The organism is Cognatishimia sp. WU-CL00825 (assembly GCF_040364665.1).
Lineage (GTDB): Bacteria > Pseudomonadota > Alphaproteobacteria > Rhodobacterales > Rhodobacteraceae > Cognatishimia.
Genome location: NZ_BAABWX010000001.1, coordinates 112,629 through 129,620, shown reverse-complemented (window position 1 = coordinate 129,620; position 16,992 = coordinate 112,629). Strand labels below are relative to the sequence as shown.

Annotated in this window: 18 protein-coding genes; 10 read left to right on the top strand and 8 right to left on the bottom strand. The window is 55.8% G+C overall.

Going from position 1 to position 16,992, the window contains the following annotated elements; all coding sequences use genetic code 11:
* Window position 1: 1 nt before the first annotated feature.
* Together urtB and urtA are read right to left on the bottom strand one after the other, a co-directional pair.
* The gene (gene urtB / locus ABXG94_RS00610; protein ID WP_353531710.1) at window positions 2–1,945 is read right to left on the bottom strand and encodes an urea ABC transporter permease subunit UrtB; all 1,944 of its coding nucleotides are present in this window, start codon (window positions 1,943–1,945) and stop codon (window positions 2–4) included.
* Between the two features lie 64 nt (window positions 1,946–2,009).
* Window positions 2,010–3,290, bottom strand: a complete 1,281-nt coding sequence (gene urtA, locus ABXG94_RS00605; RefSeq protein ID WP_353531709.1) for an urea ABC transporter substrate-binding protein — start codon at window positions 3,288–3,290, stop codon at window positions 2,010–2,012.
* A 427-nt stretch (window positions 3,291–3,717) separates the two neighbouring features.
* Here urtA and ABXG94_RS00600 point away from each other — a divergent pair, with 427 nt between their 5' ends.
* From ABXG94_RS00600 to ureG, 8 genes are read left to right on the top strand one after another with little or no spacing between them, the layout of a single operon-like run.
* Window positions 3,718–4,503 (top strand): urease accessory protein UreD, encoded by a 786-nt coding sequence (locus tag ABXG94_RS00600; RefSeq protein WP_353531708.1) that lies wholly within the window; start codon window positions 3,718–3,720, stop codon window positions 4,501–4,503.
* A gap of 4 nt (window positions 4,504–4,507) precedes the next feature.
* Window positions 4,508–4,810: an urease subunit gamma gene (locus ABXG94_RS00595; RefSeq protein ID WP_353531707.1), complete on the top strand. Its 303-nt coding sequence runs from the start codon at window positions 4,508–4,510 to the stop codon at window positions 4,808–4,810.
* A gap of 12 nt (window positions 4,811–4,822) precedes the next feature.
* Window positions 4,823–4,987, top strand: a complete 165-nt coding sequence (locus tag ABXG94_RS00590) for a hypothetical protein (protein ID WP_353531706.1) — start codon at window positions 4,823–4,825, stop codon at window positions 4,985–4,987.
* Window positions 4,984–5,289 (top strand): urease subunit beta, encoded by a 306-nt coding sequence (locus ABXG94_RS00585; RefSeq protein WP_353531705.1) that lies wholly within the window; start codon window positions 4,984–4,986, stop codon window positions 5,287–5,289. The genes ABXG94_RS00590 and ABXG94_RS00585 overlap by 4 nt, the downstream gene beginning before the upstream one ends.
* Window positions 5,289–7,001, top strand: a complete 1,713-nt coding sequence (gene ureC, locus ABXG94_RS00580) for an urease subunit alpha (protein ID WP_353531704.1) — start codon at window positions 5,289–5,291, stop codon at window positions 6,999–7,001. Before ABXG94_RS00585 ends, ureC begins: the two co-directional genes overlap by 1 nt.
* Window positions 7,002–7,010: 9 nt before the next feature.
* A complete protein-coding gene (locus ABXG94_RS00575; protein WP_353531703.1) occupies window positions 7,011–7,481 on the top strand; it encodes an urease accessory protein UreE in 471 nt (156 codons plus the stop codon).
* Window positions 7,471–8,130, top strand: coding sequence for an urease accessory protein UreF (locus ABXG94_RS00570; RefSeq protein WP_353531702.1), 660 nt, complete (start codon window positions 7,471–7,473; stop codon window positions 8,128–8,130). The genes ABXG94_RS00575 and ABXG94_RS00570 overlap by 11 nt, the downstream gene beginning before the upstream one ends.
* Window positions 8,127–8,753 (top strand): urease accessory protein UreG, encoded by a 627-nt coding sequence (gene ureG / locus ABXG94_RS00565; RefSeq protein WP_353531701.1) that lies wholly within the window; start codon window positions 8,127–8,129, stop codon window positions 8,751–8,753. Before ABXG94_RS00570 ends, ureG begins: the two co-directional genes overlap by 4 nt.
* 274 nt (window positions 8,754–9,027) lie before the next feature.
* Here the strand turns inward: ureG and ABXG94_RS00560 are convergent, their stop codons facing one another.
* The 6 genes from ABXG94_RS00560 to ABXG94_RS00535 form a co-directional block, all read right to left on the bottom strand.
* Window positions 9,028–9,861 (bottom strand): 3-oxoadipate:acetyl-CoA acetyltransferase, encoded by an 834-nt coding sequence (locus ABXG94_RS00560; protein WP_353531700.1) that lies wholly within the window; start codon window positions 9,859–9,861, stop codon window positions 9,028–9,030.
* 45 nt (window positions 9,862–9,906) lie between these two features.
* Window positions 9,907–11,088: an OsmC family protein gene (locus ABXG94_RS00555; protein WP_353531699.1), complete on the bottom strand. Its 1,182-nt coding sequence runs from the start codon at window positions 11,086–11,088 to the stop codon at window positions 9,907–9,909.
* A gap of 11 nt (window positions 11,089–11,099) precedes the next feature.
* Window positions 11,100–11,882, bottom strand: a complete 783-nt coding sequence (locus ABXG94_RS00550) for a coniferyl-alcohol dehydrogenase (protein WP_353531698.1) — start codon at window positions 11,880–11,882, stop codon at window positions 11,100–11,102.
* 97 nt (window positions 11,883–11,979) lie between these two features.
* The gene (locus tag ABXG94_RS00545) at window positions 11,980–12,528 is read right to left on the bottom strand and encodes an NADPH-dependent FMN reductase (protein ID WP_353531697.1); all 549 of its coding nucleotides are present in this window, start codon (window positions 12,526–12,528) and stop codon (window positions 11,980–11,982) included.
* Window positions 12,525–13,424: an intradiol ring-cleavage dioxygenase gene (locus ABXG94_RS00540; RefSeq protein ID WP_353531696.1), complete on the bottom strand. Its 900-nt coding sequence runs from the start codon at window positions 13,422–13,424 to the stop codon at window positions 12,525–12,527. Before ABXG94_RS00540 ends, ABXG94_RS00545 begins: the two co-directional genes overlap by 4 nt.
* 28 nt (window positions 13,425–13,452) lie before the next feature.
* Window positions 13,453–14,520 (bottom strand): maleylacetate reductase, encoded by a 1,068-nt coding sequence (locus ABXG94_RS00535; RefSeq protein WP_353531695.1) that lies wholly within the window; start codon window positions 14,518–14,520, stop codon window positions 13,453–13,455.
* 188 nt (window positions 14,521–14,708) lie between these two features.
* Here ABXG94_RS00535 and ABXG94_RS00530 point away from each other — a divergent pair, with 188 nt between their 5' ends.
* A complete protein-coding gene (locus ABXG94_RS00530; RefSeq protein WP_353531694.1) occupies window positions 14,709–15,428 on the top strand; it encodes a GntR family transcriptional regulator in 720 nt (239 codons plus the stop codon).
* A 78-nt stretch (window positions 15,429–15,506) separates the two neighbouring features.
* Window positions 15,507–16,985 (top strand): aldehyde dehydrogenase family protein, encoded by a 1,479-nt coding sequence (locus ABXG94_RS00525; RefSeq protein WP_353531693.1) that lies wholly within the window; start codon window positions 15,507–15,509, stop codon window positions 16,983–16,985.
* Window positions 16,986–16,992 lie beyond the last annotated feature (7 nt).

Here is a 16,992-nt window from a genome sequence, read left to right as displayed (position 1 = left end):
ATCAATCTCCTGCCGCACGGCCCTTGAGCGCGATAATGCCCTTGGGACGGAATTGAATGAAGAGGATGATGAAGAGGATCATATAGGTCTGGGCCGCCAGAGTGTTGGATGGGTTCAGCCATTCGACACCTTTTTGGAAGGTGCCAATCATGGCCGCGCCTGCCAAGGTGCCCCAGACGTTGCCCACGCCTCCGACAACCACGGTCATAAAGCTTTGCACGATATAGTCAGAACCCATTTCAGAGGTGACCTTGGCAAAGAGGCCAATAGCGACGCCCGCGATACCGGCGATGCCAGACCCCAACCCAAAGGTCATCATTTTGATCTTATCGGGGTTGATGCCCATCGAAGCCGCCATGCGCGGATTTTGAGTGACCGCACGGACCTCTAGCCCGAGGCGGGTTTTCTTGAGGATGAACAGCAAGAGGCCCAAGAACATCAGCGCCAGCACAAAGATCGCGATGCGGATAAAGCTGATTTGCACCACATCATTGATCACCCACGCGCCATCCAGCCACCCCGGAGAGGTCAGCGGGCGGGCCTGTGTGCCAAAGATGTTTTTGGCCAGCTGTTGCAAGGCAATCGAGATACCGAAAGTGGCCAGCAAGGTTTCCAGTGGGCGATTGTAGAGCCAGCGAATAACGGTGCGCTCCATCAATACGCCAGCGGCGAAGGTCACCGCAAAGGCCAGCGGCAAAGCCACCACCAGCGATAGGGTGTAATTGGTGATGAATTGCTGCACCACATAACCGGTGTAGGCCCCCATCATGATAAATTCGCCATGGGCCATATTGATCACCCCCATCACGCCAAAGGTGATGGCCAGACCAACAGCGGCAAGGAAGTAGATTGAGGCCAGCGAGATGGCATCAAGGCCAAGATCAGCGGCTTGGTTGATTTGCACGCGGGTTGTCACGGTGGATTGTGCTTTCAGCGCGGCCTCTGTGACCTGAGCGTCGGCGTCTATATAGACTTGGTAAAAGCCCCATGTTGCGAGGGCTGTGTCGATATCGGTGTCTGTGACCCTTGGGGGCACTGTGCCGGCGGCGGCCAAAGCGTCATAGGCAACAGCCCGCGCTTGTAGGCTGCCAAGCGTGGCTGTGGGTGCGCCACCAACACGGCCACCAACGACGTTGTTTTCAAGCGCCAGACGGATGTCGTTTTCTGTGATCAGGGCTGGCAGGTCCGCCAGTTCCACAAGCGTTTCATAGGCTTGGGCGCGGGTCAGGTCGGTGCCAAGTTCGAGTTGCCGGGCCAGATTTACGGTGACAGGCTTGACCTTGGAAACCTCTAGGCGGGTTTCAAGGATCTGAGAAAGCACGGCGCGGCCATCGACGCTGAGGTCGCGGGTCATGGCGTCGATTGCGGCAATACGCGCCGCCGGGGTATCGCCAAATCGGGCGGTCAGATAATTGGCCAGCCGTTCTTTGCGCCGCTTTAGCGTTGGATCGGTCTCGCCATCAATAGAGTCCAGCAAGGGGGCCAATTGCGTGGCATTCATCGAACCAGAGATCGCGTTCAGCGCGTCGGTGCGCCGGGCAATATCCGGATCGCTGAGTTGGAAGGCCACCAAGGCTTTGCCGATTTCTTTGCGCACGCCGCCGTTGGGTTTGATTTGTTTAAGCGACTTGGCATCCACGTCTTGTGCGACGGTGCTTTGGTCGGAAATATCAAAGAGCGAAAGGGTTTTCCCGGTTTTTTCACCGTAAAAAAACAGCCCGTCGTCTTTGCGGGCATAGACGTTTTTACTTTGCCAGTTTTGCAGGAATGTCGCGACCTGTGGCTGACCTGAAGCGACCAAAGCGTCGAGCACCGGGCCAACGGTTTTGCGCGAGGATTTCATCACCACCTTTTGGTGGTCTTGTAAAAGACTTTGGATGTCTTGCGCGTGCAGGGCAGCGGGCAGGCAAATCATTGCCAGCAAAAAGCTTAATAAACGGATCATGGGAGTGTTTTCGCCAGTCAGGGGTCGAGATGCCCGAATATCCGGGCACCTCGGTTAGGATCGATTAGTAGTTGGATTTGATCTGTACGCAGGAACCGGTTTCGGTGTTGTACATACCGCAGCCCAAATCTTTCCAATCAGACTTCAGAACCGCAGAGGCTGGCAGGAAGTCTGTCCATGCGTCGCCCGGTACTTCGGTTGTTTTGGAGATGATGTCGAACTGACCGTCCGCTTGGATTTCACCAATCAGAACCGGTTTTGCCAAGTGGTGGTTTGGCAACATCACTGCGGTGCCGCCTGTGAGGTTCGGGAACTCTTGGCCGTACATTGCGTCACGCACTGCGTCGACATCCGTTGAACCTGCTGCTTCAACCGCGTTTACCCACATGTTGAAACCGATGTAATGGGCTTCCATTGGGTCGTTGGTCACGCGCTCTTCGCCAGCAAAGGCTTTCCATGCATCGATGAATTCTGCGTTTGCGTCAGATTCTGCGGATTGGAAATAGTTCCAAGCGGCCAGGTGACCTTCGAGGTTTGCTGTGTCCAGACCCGACAGTTCTTCTTCGCCAACAGAGAAGGCAACCACTGGGATATCATCCGCAGAAATGCCAGCCGCGGCCAGTTCTTTGTAAAAGCCGATGTTTGCGTCGCCGTTGATGGTGGAGATCACGCCAACAGATTTGCCGTCTTCGCCCAGAGCAACAACGTCTGCAACGATGGTGGCCCAATCAGAGTGGCCAAATGGCGTGTAGTTTACAAAGATATCTTCAGCCGCGATGCCGTTGTCTTGCAGATACTGTTCCAGGATGTTGTTGGTTGTGCGCGGGTAGACATAATCGGTGCCCAACAGTGCAAATTTCTCAACGCCCAGCTCTTCGAGGAAATAATCCACCGCAGGAATCGCTTGTTGGTTTGGCGCGGCACCTGTGTAGAAGACGTTTTTAGAGCTTTCTTCGCCTTCGTATTGAACAGGGTAGAACAACAAGCCGTTCAATTCTTCGATGACGGGCAGAACAGATTTACGAGACACTGATGTCCAGTTGCCAAAGATCACGTCAACTTCGTGTGTGGACAGAAGCTCGCGGGCTTTTTCAGCAAACAGTGGCCAGTCAGAGGCCGGGTCAACCACAACCGGTTCGATGTTACAGCCCAGAACGCCGCCTTTGGCGTTTTGCTGTTCGACCAGCATCAGCATGGTGTCTTTAAGGGTGGTTTCAGAAATCGCCATTGTACCGGACAGAGAGTGCAGCACACCCACTTTAACGGTGCAATCAGAGGCCATTGCGGTGCCGGCCATAACGGTCAAGGCGGCAGCACTTGTCAGAGTCTTAGAAAGGAAGTTCATTTTTAGCTCCTCGCGAAGCCAGCCGAACATTGCACCAGACGGCGCAAAATCGTAGCTGTTGCTTCGCAACTGTTGTTGCAATTCGTGTGGCGGCCGCTTCGAGGTCCAATCGTATGGTCGTCACACACCCACATCCCAAGTGTTGGCACCATGCGGCGCCTGGGTAGGGATACTGAACGGCGGCAGACCGTTCTGATCAACTTTGCCTGCGAATTCAGCATTAACCATTTGGGCAGTTGCTTAAATATTGCGCGATTGCAGGTAGCTTAGCCTTAAAAACAGGCAAACTGTCGGGATCACACCCCAAAATTCGGAGAATCATGATCACTTCACGGTCTTGCTGATGAAGTATGAGGCAGAAACATAAAACCGGAGATCTGCCATCAACGCCCTGCCCCCCCATAAAGTGTCAGATGACATCACAGCGGTGCCACGCACCAAGGGCGCGTTGATCTTGACGACCAAACCGGTTGGAGCCGGCAGTGGTTTAGACCGGTTTCGCAGCTCTGGTGCGATGAAGGCACTGTTTGCACGCGGATCTGACGTGCAGGCCATTTTAATCAACACATCCGGTGGCTTAACCGGCGGCGACAAGATTGATATCACCTGTATTGCCGGACAAAACAGCCACCTTAGCTGCACCACGCAGGCAGCTGAACGCGCCTATCGTGCCGACAGTGGACAAGCAGAGCTGCACACAGAGCTTACTGTTGAGGCGGGTGCCAGCCTGCATTGGTTGCCGCAAGAAATGATCTTGTTTGACGGCAGCGCCCTGTCGCGGTCCCTAAGCGTTGATTTGCAAGCAGAGGCGCAGTTCTTGGCCGTTGAACCGATTGTCTTTGGCCGCGCGGCCATGGGCGAGCAACTGACGCAGATCGCCTTTAAGGACCGCATCGCAATTCGCCGCGAGGGCACGCCGCTGTATATGGACGGGCTGGATCTGACCGGCGACAGCGTGGCGCATCTGGCCAAATTGGCCACCGCCCAAGGCGGCGGTGCCATGGCGAGCCTGATCTATGTGGCCCCCAATGCCGAGGCCCATTTGAAACCCTTACAAATGCTGATGCCCCAGACTGGCGGTGTCAGCCTGTTGCAGCCTGATGTTCTGGTGATGCGCCTGGTGGCGCAAGACAGCTTTGCCCTGCGCCAAACCCTGGTGCCAGTGTTGAACCGATTGACAGATAACAGCCTTCCAACCTCGTGGAGACTTTAAAAAGATGAACCTGACCCCTAGGGAAAAAGACAAATTGCTGGTGGCGATGGCCGCTGAGGTGGCGCGCAAACGCTTGGCGCGGGGCGTGAAGTTAAACCACCCAGAAGCCATAGCCCTGATCACCGATGCTGTGGTCGAAGGCGCGCGCGACGGCCGATCGGTGGCTGACATGATGGAAGCGGGCGCCGAAGTGGTGCGCCGTGACCAATGCATGGCCGGCATTGCCGAAATGATCCACGACGTGCAGGTCGAAGCCACCTTTCCGGATGGCACCAAACTTGTCACCGTTCACAACCCCATTCGCTAAGGAGACCTATCCATGAAATTCGCCCTAAAGATCGCCCTGCCCCTTTCCATTGTTGCCGCGCCTGCCTTGGCTCATAGCGGTGCGCATGTTGCGCCGCATGGCACAGAAAATATCATGCTGGGTCTGGCTGCTATTGCGGTTGTGGCGGTGGTTGCCCTGCGGACCTCTGGCAAATGATCCCCGGAGAGGTCTTTGCCGCCGAGGGCGATTTGGTGCTGAACGAAGGCTCCGAGGCAATCACGCTGATGGTGGCCAACACCGGCGACCGCCCGGTGCAAGTGGGCAGTCATTATCATTTCGCAGAAACCAACCCTGCGTTGGAATTTGACCGGGATGCGGCCTATGGCCTGCGGCTGGATATCGCGTCAGGCACGGCGGTGCGCTTTGAACCGGGCCAGCGTCGCGAAGTGCAGCTGATCCCGATTTCGGGCGCGCGTCGCGTTTATGGGTTTAATCAAAAAGTCATGGGGGCGTTGTAATGCCAGCAACCATTAAACGAGCTGACTATGCGGCGATGTTTGGCCCCACTGTGGGTGACAAACTGCGGCTTGCAGACACCGACCTGATCATCGAGGTCGAGCGTGACCTGACCGGGCCTTATGGCGAAGAGGTCAAGTTTGGCGGCGGCAAAGTGATCCGCGATGGCATGGGGCAATCGCAGGTCACCCGTGCGGCGGGGGCCGTGGATACGGTGATCACCAATGCTTTGATCGTCGATCATACGGGGATTTTTAAGGCCGACGTCGGCCTGCGCGATGGGCGTATTCATAAGGTTGGCAAGGCCGGCAATCCTGATACCCAGCCAAACGTTGATATCATTGTCGGCCCCGGCACCGAGGTGATTGCTGGCGAGGGTCGGATTTTGACCGCTGGTGGGTTTGACAGCCATATCCATTTCATTTGCCCGCAACAGATTGATGACGCGCTGCACAGCGGTTTAACAACCATGCTGGGCGGAGGCACCGGGCCAGCCCATGGCACTTTGGCCACCACCTGTACCCCCGGTGCCTGGCACCTTGGTCGCATGATGCAGGCCGCAGATGCCTTTCCGATGAACCTGGCCTTTGCGGGCAAGGGCAATGCCAGCTTGCCCGCCGCATTAGAAGAACAGATTTTGGGCGGGGCTTGCGCGTTAAAGCTGCACGAGGATTGGGGCACGACCCCAGCAGCGATTGATTGCTGCCTGTCGGTGGCGGACGCCATGGATGTGCAGGTGATGATCCACACCGACACGTTAAATGAGTCAGGTTTTGTCGAGCATACGGTTGGCGCGATGAAGGGTCGGACTATCCATGCGTTTCACACCGAGGGTGCGGGCGGTGGCCATGCGCCTGACATTATCAAAATCTGTGGCGAAGAGCATGTTCTGCCATCGTCAACAAACCCGACGCGGCCCTTTACGGTGAACACCATCGAAGAGCATCTGGATATGTTGATGGTCTGTCACCATCTGGACAAATCGATCCCCGAGGACGTGGCATTCGCGGAAAGCCGTATCAGGCGTGAAACCATTGCTGCCGAGGATATTCTGCATGATATGGGCGCGTTTAGCATTATCGCCTCTGACAGTCAGGCGATGGGGCGCGTAGCTGAGGTATTGATCCGCACCTGGCAAACCGCTGATAAGATGAAGAAACAGCGCGGGCGTTTGGCCGAGGAGGTCGGCGAGAACGACAATTTCCGGGTGCGGCGCTATATTGCGAAATACACTATCAATCCGGCAATCGCCCATGGGTTAAGCCACGAAATTGGCAGCATTGCCGAGGGCAAACGAGCGGATCTGGTTTTGTGGGATCCGGCGTTTTTTGGCGTCAAACCCGAGATGGTTTTGCTTGGGGGCACTATTGCCATGGCGCAGATGGGCGATCCAAATGCGTCGATCCCGACACCACAACCGGTCTATTCACGCCCGATGTTTGGGGCCTTTGGGCGCAGTGTGGAGAATTCAGCGGTGACCTTTGTTTCGGGTGCGGCGCAGGCGGACGGGCTGCGCGACAAGCTGGGCTTGGCCAAGCAAACCGTGGCTGTGCAAAACACCCGAAATATCGGCAAACGGGACCTGAAGTTGAACAGTGCGACGCCGCAGGTCGAAGTGCACCCGGAAACCTATGAGGTACGCGCGGATGGGGAATTGTTAACCTGCCAGCCGGCCACAGAGCTGCCGATGGCGCAGCGTTACTTTATGTTTTGAGGCCAATATATGACTGACCTTCCCCTTGCGCAGAAACTGCATCGTCATAGCCATGGGGCCGCCGAGGCTTTTGTGACGTTGGATTATGATGGGCGCTTTTTGCGACGCAAACGACTGGTGACCAGCGGCGGCTGGGCTTTTGTGGTGGATCTGGAACAAACCACATCGCTGAATCACGGTGATACGCTGGAATTGGCCGATGGGCGCCGGGTGGAAATCCGGGCGGCGGCCGAAGATGTTTTGATTGTCACCGGGGCCAGCCTGCACCGGTTGGCTTGGCATATTGGCAACCGTCATACGCCATGTCAGATCGAAGCGGCGCGGTTGGTGATCCAACGCGACGGGGTTATTCGCCATATGTTGGAGCATCTTGGCGCAACCGTAACCGAGGCTGTCGAACCGTTCACCCCCGAAGGGGGGGCCTATGGCCATGGGCGCACCCATAGTCACGAACATGTGGCGACGGCCCATGCCCACTAGTGCTGCAATGGATCCACGGCTTTTGACCCTGACGCAATGGTTGTCACCTGCCTATCCCGTGGGGGGATTTGCCTTTTCCCACGGGTTGGAAAGCGCGATTGCCAAGGGGTGGGTGTCGGATGCGGCAAGTTTGCAGGCCTGGCTGGGCGATATTTTGCGCCATGGCAGCGGCAAATCTGATGCGGCTTGGATTTGGTGCGCCTATCGCGCCCCGGACGCCGCGGCAGTGCAAGATTTGGACGCAATGGCACGCGCCTTTGCGCCGGCGCGCGAACGGTTGCGCGAAAGCGAGCGCCAAGGCGCGGCCTTTGTGCGGGTGACTGCAGAGGTTTGGGGCCTGACGCTTGCGCCCCATGTGTTCCCCGTTGCCCTGGGCCATGCCGCGCAGCTGGTAAAACTTGACCCCGAGGCGGCGGTAACCCTGTATTTGCAGGCTTTCTTGTCAAACCTGACGGCGGCGGCGCAACGGTTGATGCCCCTGGGACAGACCGCGGCACAGCGAGTGCTAGCGCAGCTTGGCCCTGCCTGTGTCGAGGTGGCGCAGATCGCAGCAAACATCGACCCAACCGATATCAGCAGCTCGGCGTTTCTGTCTGATATTGCCGCAATGCAGCACGAAACACTGGAACCAAGGCTTTTTCAATCATGACCAAAATGAACGGCCCTTTGCGCATTGGCATTGGCGGCCCCGTCGGGGCTGGTAAAACCACCTTGACCGCACGTCTGTCAGAGGCTTTGAAAGATCACTTCTCGATCGGAGTGATCACCAACGACATTTACACCCAAGAAGATGCCGAGGCGCTGGTACGCATGCAAATTCTGCCCGGTGATCGTATCATTGGCGTGGAAACCGGCGGCTGCCCGCATACGGCCATTCGCGAGGATGCCTCGATCAACTTGGCGGCTGTCGCTGAGATGCAGCAACGCCATCCAGAGGTTGAGATTATCTTAATCGAAAGTGGTGGCGACAATCTGTCGGCCACCTTTAGCCCCGAATTGGCCGACATCACGGTCTATGTGATTGATGTGGCGGCGGGCGAAGAAATTCCGCGCAAAGGCGGCCCTGCCCTGACGCGCTCTGATGTGCTGATCATCAACAAGATCGACCTTGCGCCCTATGTCGGGGCGTCGCTGGAGGTCATGGCGCGCGATGCAGAAAAAATGCGCGGCGGACGGCCGTTTCTGTTTACCAACCTAAAGATACGGGATGGTGTGGATGCGGTGGTGCAAGAGTTGTTGTTGCAGGCTGGTCTGGAAAATGTCGTCGCTTGAGATGTGGCATCAGACTAGGTCAAGTTGGGTTTGGTTAAGATCAAGCATGCGAACAAAGCGCCAGTTCGCGGAATATGCATGAAGCCCTGTTTTTTTGATGACATGGCAATGCTACCTTCCCCATGTGAGCGCACAGCTCGGATTGGCTTCTGGTCCTGATAGGAGCCGGCGGGGTCCATTGATCCAATTTTTTGGTTCGCAGGTGATCGGCCAACTTGAATATTGACGACCGGCAAGGATGAGGCCGGCCTATTTGGGAACCATGGGTTTGTTGTCAAAGGGTGGTCAATCCAAGGATCTCGCGCGCTTCGCTGGTTGATGCCACGGAGCGTCCGTAGGATTCGCACAGTTGCACGACGCGTTGAACTAAGGCGGCGTTGGATGGTGCCAGAGTTGTCCGATCAAGCCTAACGTTGTCTTCTAGTCCGGTCCTTGCATGCCCACCAGATGAAATTGCCCAATCATTCAGGGTAATCTGGTTGGGTCCAATACCCGCCGCACACCACGGTGTTTTTTCACCGAACAGACGCTTAGTGGTCGCGACGTAGAAATCAAAAACCTCGCGATCTGCAGGCATCGCGTTTTTAACCCCCATCACGAATTGCACATAAGGAAGCCCCGAAATCAAACCTTCCCGGTGCATCTGGGCTGCGCGAAAAATATGGCTCAGGTCAAATGCTTCGACTTCAGCTTTGATCCCATGGCTTTTCATCTCGCCCGCAAGCCAGTCCACCAGGGCAGGAGGATTTTCATAAACCCGTGTCGGGAAATTGGTTGATCCGACAGACAAGGATGCCATGTCTGGTTTCAATGCAAGCATTCCGCCACGCTCTTGACCCGCGCCCGAACGCCCGCCGGTGGAAAACTGGATGATCATCCCCGGGCAGTGCTTTTCCAAACCTTCCTTAAGTCGGCTGAACTTCTCGGGATCTGAACTGGGAGATTGATCGGGATTGCGCACATGCGCGTGGCAAATTGTTGCCCCTGCTTCAAACGCCTCCTGGGTGCTTTCCACTTGTTCCGCAATTGAAATGGGCACAGCTGGATTGTCCGCTTTTGTCGGCAACGATCCCGTGATGGCGACGCAGATGATGCAGGGGTTTGTCATTTTCGTTCCTTGTTTGGGTGACGATTTCGGCGTGCTGTCAGTCAACTAGACCCGCGTGATTTTCAGCTTTGTCTTCAAATCTGTGCGGCAAAACGCGTGCAGAAAGCAGGTCTGTTCGGAGATATCGAGCATTTCCTGAGCGGTTTCATCGCTTTCACTGGTATGCAGATACACATGCGTTTCAATAGGTTCAGCGGTGCCAGCTTTGCCAGTTCCCCCTGATGCCCCGCCCAGACCAAAATGCGTATCCTGAACGATCCGATAGTCGGGTAGATCAAGCTTGAGCATCGACACGAACCGCCCAAATTGCGTCATGAAGCAGAACCCGATTCCGGCACTGATGAGCGAATTGGCATCCGGCGCACGGCCATCTTCCGAGCTGAGGAACCTAAACGAGGTTCCATAGGGTGAATATTGCATTTGCTGGATGTCTTTGATGCCGTCTTCTCGCAACTCTGCAATCGCGCCGATGTTCAGGCGGCGATCCTGTTCTGCAGCCAGGCTGCCTGCCGCGCTGGCTGTGCCGCCAGACACGTTCTTTTTCGGCGTCAGCCCGATGGGCTCCATCATGGTCAGATCGCTTGACGTTTCTTTCGCCTTGGCGAAATGGTTGCCAGGATCCGGGAACAGAGGTGCGTCCAGTTCTTCAACCTTTGCGGTTGGCAGGGAGTTGCCATTTTTGCCAAGCTTGAAGAGGCTTTCAAGTTTGCCGCGCATCAGCCCGTTTAAAGGCGATGCGTGAACCGCATTCATCAGGAATTGCGTCAGCGCGCCGTCATCAAGGTCGCAGTCGATCTCTACGACCAATTCGACCGGATCGGCACCACCGACCATCGTGCGCTTGGGCATCGAGCCTTTCATCGTGTAGTAGTTGTTTTGAATGAGACGCAGCTTCCTGATCTCTACACCCTGAATATCGGCAAGCGCGACGATCTCATTCATGTAGCTTGCGACCATCCCGCTGGACAGGAACGCCAAGGGACAAGGGGCGGCGTCATGCCCATTCAGATACGGCCCCTCATCCGATACAAGACGCCATGTGTCGCCTGTCTTTGCAGAGCGCACCAGCGCCTCTTTCTGGAATCCGCTGAGGGATCGCACCCACGTGCGCAACGCCTCGCCCAGCCTGTTTTCCGGTGCGTCGATCGACACCTCATCCGCATTCGAGACTTTAAAAAAGGGAGCAATCCCACTTGTTCCGATGAGGTCTTCACCAAGTTTTGCCATTGGAAGCTCCTTTAAAATTTGTGAATGTTTGACAGGATGTGGTTTGACATCCCGCCATCCGCTGTCAGGTTTGCGCCACGGAACCATTTGGCGTGTTCGCTCAGGGCAAATGCGACGACCGGTGCCACGTCCTGCGGCGTTCCGGGGCGATCCATGACTTTCATGTCTTCCTCGGCGCGCGTGCCGAGTGTTTTCAGAAAATCCCCCAAGATGGGCGTGTCAACTGGCCCCGGACTGACGCAATTCATGGTGATCCCCCGATCCCGCCAGGTCCAACGATTGGCCATGGTCCAGACGATCAACGCCTCTTTGCTCAGAAAGTAGGACCTGCCGCTGGTATCCGCGCTGAGACCCTGTTCGTCACAAAAACCGTCGAGATTGTCGCCCAGGGACAAATCCAAAGTCTCTTTGATTTGAGGAAGCGAGTTGGCCCAGCCGAACCCGGCCAGCGAGGCCAAGTTTACAATCGAAGCGCCATCGGCGAATTTGGGTAGACAGCCAAGTGTCAGGCGTTGCAGCCCGTAAAGGTTGACCTTCAGAACCGTTTTGGCGGGCATGGTTGGCGGCAGGCCAGCGATATTGGCCAGCCCGTCCACACCGGATGGCAACATTTCGACAAGCGCGTCGATAGAAGACGGATCACCCAGATCAGCCTTGTAGAACTGATCGACGGCGTTGGTCTCGTTTCGGTCCACGCCGATAATTGTTGCGCCGCTTTCCTTCAGGATGCGTGCTGTTTCGGCACCGATGCCGGAAGCAACACCAGTCACGATATATGTTTTTCCATCATGCATTTAGAAGATCTCCCATCTTGTTTTGACAATGTAAGGGCCGGCAATGCAAAGGTCCGTCGAGGTTTGAACAACTGTGTCGTGATGCTTAAATGATCGGTTAAGCCGGAACATTTTCACTTGCCCCAAGCAGGTCCAGGAAACCGCGCAGATTCTCGGAGGCGAAATCCAATGTCGCATCGTTGGTGAATTTCCCGTCTTCCACCGCTGCCACAGAATGGGCCACGACAATTTCGGGGGAGGGAAAAACCTGTGCGAGCATACCATTAAGGATGTATTTTAAATGCGCCTGTGCACGCACACCACCCAACGCGCCCGCCGAAACTGAGATTACGAACACCGGCTTGCCTTTGAAAACCGAGTTCAGCGCAGGGCGCGATGCCCAGTCGATGGCGTTTTTCAAGGGACCTGGCACGCTGTAATTGTATTCAGGCGTGACAATGACGACGCCATCGGCCGCCGCGATCTGGTCAATAAAGGTGGAGACTGCGCTATTGGGCTTTACGTCCGAATTAAAGTGCGGAAAGTCGCCGATCTGGGCGATCGTGACGTGACATTGGCCGCCAAGCCGTTCCGCCAAAGCTTTGGTCAATGCTTTTGAGGAAGACTGTTTGCGAAGGCTGCCATAAATGAAAAGTATGTTTGTCATGCGACAGTTTCCTTGTCCTTTTTTGGTGCGAGAACGAAGTCGTATTCGACGTCATAGTAGACGTCTGAAAAGCCATGCTCTTGCACCTTGGCGGGGTCATCGACGCGTTTGAATTCGGCCATCAGGCTCTCCTTGACGCCGAACACCGCATCCGAATGGATGTATTTGTCATCGGGATCAAAGATGTGCGTTGTCAGTTTCTGATACCCATCAAGCGTGATCAGATAGTGGAAGTGTGCAGGGCGATTGGGGTGACGCCCGAGAAGTCCCAACAACTGACCGACCGGCCCATCATCGGGAATGGGGTAGTATTTCGGCTTGATGGCTTTGAACCAATACCGTCCATCTTCGCCCGTGTGGAACACTCCGCGCAGGTTGAAATCGGGCTGAACGCCACGCTGCTGCACGTCATAAAAGCCTTCGTCATTGGCCTGCCACACATCAATGCGCGCCCCTGACAACGGGTTGCCGTCAAGATCACGGATAAAGCCGTGGACGAACATCGGCTCGCCCTTTTGGTCAAGACAGATATTTGACCCCATCTCCATTTCCGGAACATCACCCACATGGAATGGGCCCAGCACCGTGTTTTCCGTGGCACCAGAAGGTCGACGGCTTTGGATTGCATCCACTAGCATCGAGACTCCCAGAATGTCCGAAAGCAGGATATACTCCTGACGGTAGTCATCGCAGATCTGGCCGGTTTTCGTCAGGAACTGGACCGCATGCATCCACTCCTCGTCCGTCGGCTCAATCTCTTTAACAGCTTCATGCAGCTTTCGTGTGATGACCTCCATCACCTGTTTCAGACGCGGGTTCTGTGCGGTTTTATTACGGTTGGTAACAACTTCGACCGAGTTTTCTTCGGTGAAATATCCAAATTCATGTTCATCCATTTCGGGATCCTCGTTGTCTCAGTTCGGACTATTCGGTTGCATGGGGTGGAGCTGCGCCGTCAAATGCATTCTGAAGCATCTCCCGCACGCTAGCCTCATCAAACGGCCGCGGGTTCCAGTAGGGATTGCTTGTGGCGATTGATGCGGCCCGATCAAGGTCGGCCTCGTTGAAACCCAAGTCTTTGAGCGCGACAGGGGACCCGATCGATTTTGCGTAGTTAAAGAGGGCTGGCCCCGGTTCTCCGTCAAACACCCGTGCGATCGGCTTTAACAATTCCGGCACGGCTTGCGCATTGTAGCCGATTGTATGTGGCAGCATAACCGCGTGGGTTTCGGCGTGCGGCATGTTGAAAGAGCCGCCCAGCGTGTGGCAAATCTTGTGATGTAGAGCCATGCCGACCTGGCCAAGAACGGTCCCGCAAAGCCAAGCGCCGTAAAGCGCGGCGTCGCGCCCTGGCTTGGAGTTGGGGTCGGTTGCAATCAGAGCCAGCCCGTCTTTCATCGCCGAAAGCCCCTCGGTGGCCAGCACGGTTGAAATGGGGTTGCGGTTTTGGGCGTATAACGCCTCGGCCGCGTGTGCCATTGCATTCAACCCGCTGACAACACTCATTTTTAGCGGTAAGGAATCGGTCAATTCCGGATCGTAAATCACCGCATTCGGTAAAACCTTGGGGTCGTTGATCGTGGTTTTCAAACCACCCTCGGTCTGCCCCAAAATGGGCGTAACTTCCGAGCCCGCATAGGTCGTGGGAACAACGATATGCGGCAATCCTGTCCGGTAGGATATGGCCTTTCCCAGCCCGGTCGTTGATCCCCCGCCAACTGAAATAAGACAATCAGCTTGGACGGAATCGCAGTAGGCCACAGCGTCTTCTGTCACCTCGACGGGTGTGTGCATAACGGCACGAGCATAGAGCCCCGCAGCAGTAGGTCCGAGGTGATTCTGAGCGCTTTGGGCGATTTCGGTCTGCTGCGCCGTCGCCAAAACAACAGCTCTATTGCAGGCCAAATCCGACACTAGATCGCGCAACCGCGCAAAGCTTCCACGCCCAAATTCGATTCGAGCGGCCCCTGCTTTGTAGGAAAAATGGTTCATCAGCACCTCCATAGTTCGCCATTATGGATCCATTAAAGTCTATCAAGTGTCAATAGGGGAAATTTATTGGCATAATGGATGCATTATTTATTGACAGAATCCAATAATGCCAATATCCCTTCAATATCCCCGCCGTTAACCCTAAAATGGATCCCATAATGCATGCAGTTGATATCAGGAGGCCAGACATGGCGGATGCAGAGCAAAGGGTCCTATCGGAGCTAAGGCAGTTGATCCTAGAAGGTGAAATTGGGGCTGGAGAAAAGATTTCCGAAGTCGTGGTCGCGCAAATGCTGGGAGTTTCGCGAACCCCGGCCAAACTTGCGCTAGCGCGCCTTGAGTCAACCGGTCTCGTCGAGAAACGTCCCGGACGTGGCTACACAGTGCGCGAAGTCAAACTCGGTGATGTCGAAAAGATACTGATGGCACGCGGCGTTTTAGAGGGCACCGCTGCCGGCTATATGGCCACCAATGGCGCGTCAGAAGAAGCCCGCCGCGCTTTTTCACATTCCCTGCGGCTGACCGAAGCCATCGTTGCTAAGAATTCTGCGTCGATCAGTGATGTCGAAGACTATCAGACGGCGAACACGCTGTTTCACACGACCATCATGGAGCAATGCGGAAACGAATATATCATGATGGCCTATGATCGCATCCGACATCTGCCACTCGCCGAGTTGGGTGCTGTTGCATCCCGCACAGACCGTCTGGATGGCGAATTTTTGCGGATGTCGATCGGCCATGCGCAGCATGCGGTCATCCATGACGCGATCATGCGTGGCGATGCAATGCGCGCGGAAATGGTCATGCGCGAACACTCGAATGCAACGCTTGATTATGCACGGCTGTTTGTGGGGAAAGACGTGGATGCCCACATCCCCACATTGAAGCTTGCATCACGAAAATGAACTCAGCGGAGGCACATACCGTGGCCGTCGCTGCTCTAAACATTGATTGGGAGGCCTGTTTTGTCACTTGACGAACTAATGAAAAATCAGAAGCTGAGCGCGCGATTTGCTACAAAAGGCATGCCGATCGGCGGTGAATGGGTGAAAGCCCATGACGGGAAAACCTTCGAGGTGCTAAACCCTGCTACCGGCGCGGTTTGGGGAGTGGTTGCCGATGCTGGGCGTCAGGATGCCGCCGCTGCCATTAGCGCGGCCTCTAAAGCGCAACCTGCCTGGGCCGCATTGCCATTCACGGAACGCGCGATTTTGCTGAACCGCGTGGCTGACGTGCTGGAACGTCGTCGCGACGAGTTTATTGCTGCCCTGACCGCTGAATGCGGCGGTTGGGTGCGCAAAAGCATGTTTGAAATCAACTATGCCCCCACGGTTTACCGCGCCGCCGCCGCCGAGGCCTATTCGGTTATGGGCGAAACACTGCGATCTGAAAGTCACAAGGTCAGTCAGGTTGAACGCTCGCCGTTGGGGGTGATTTCGGTCATCTCTCCGTGGAATGTGCCGCTTTTGCTGTCCAGCCGGGGGCTTGGTGTCGCTCTGGCGGTTGGCAACACGATCGTGTTGAAGCCTTCCGAGGAAACTCCGATCACCGGCGGCTTGATGCTGGCTGAAGTATTCGAAGAGGCCGGGATGCCACCGGGTGTTCTAAACGTGGTGACCTGCTCACGAGACCGCGTGGCCGAAGTGGGTGACGAGTTGGTCGTCAATCCGTTGGTCAAGGCCATCAGCTTTACCGGTTCGACCGCTGTGGGAAAGCAAATAGCCGCGACGGCGGGCGGATTGCTAAAAAAGGCCTGTGTTGAACTGGGCAGTAAGGATTCTCTTCTGGTTCTGGATGACGCGGATCTTGATCGGGCGATCAGTGCAGCACGGTTCGGCGCGTTTTTCCATCAGGGACAAATCTGCATGGCCACGGAAAAGATCATTGTGGACCGGTCCCTGGCCGACGCGTTCCTGACAAAATTCATCGCGGCCACCAAAGAACTGAACCTGGGGGATCCGACCAAGTTGGAAAACCAGATCGGCCCGATCATTAACCAAAAGCAAGCCGAGGCCGTCGACCAGCGCCTTGCGCAGGCGTTGGAACAGGGCGTTACCTTGGAACATGGCGGCAAGCGCGATGGGTTGTTCTTTGAGCCAACAGTGATCACTGGTGCGACGCCTGATATGAATATCTTCCACGAAGAAGTCTTTGGACCGGTTGCAAATATTATATTTGCCGACGGCGAAGACGAAGCGATCGCCTTGGCTAATAACAGCGAATACGGGCTATCGGCCTCGGTGATGACCCGTGACGAAGCGCGTGGTCTGCGTGTGGCACATCGCATCGAAAGCGGCATGGCGCATGTCAACGATACAACGATTTATGACGAGCCGACTGTGCCTTTCGGGGGCGTGAAAAACAGCGGAATGGGGCGTCATGGCGGGCGTTGGTCAGTCGAGACCTTTACCCAGACACGGTGGCTGACAATCGAACGTGGCGGTCGGAAAACGCCGTTCTAACTGAAAG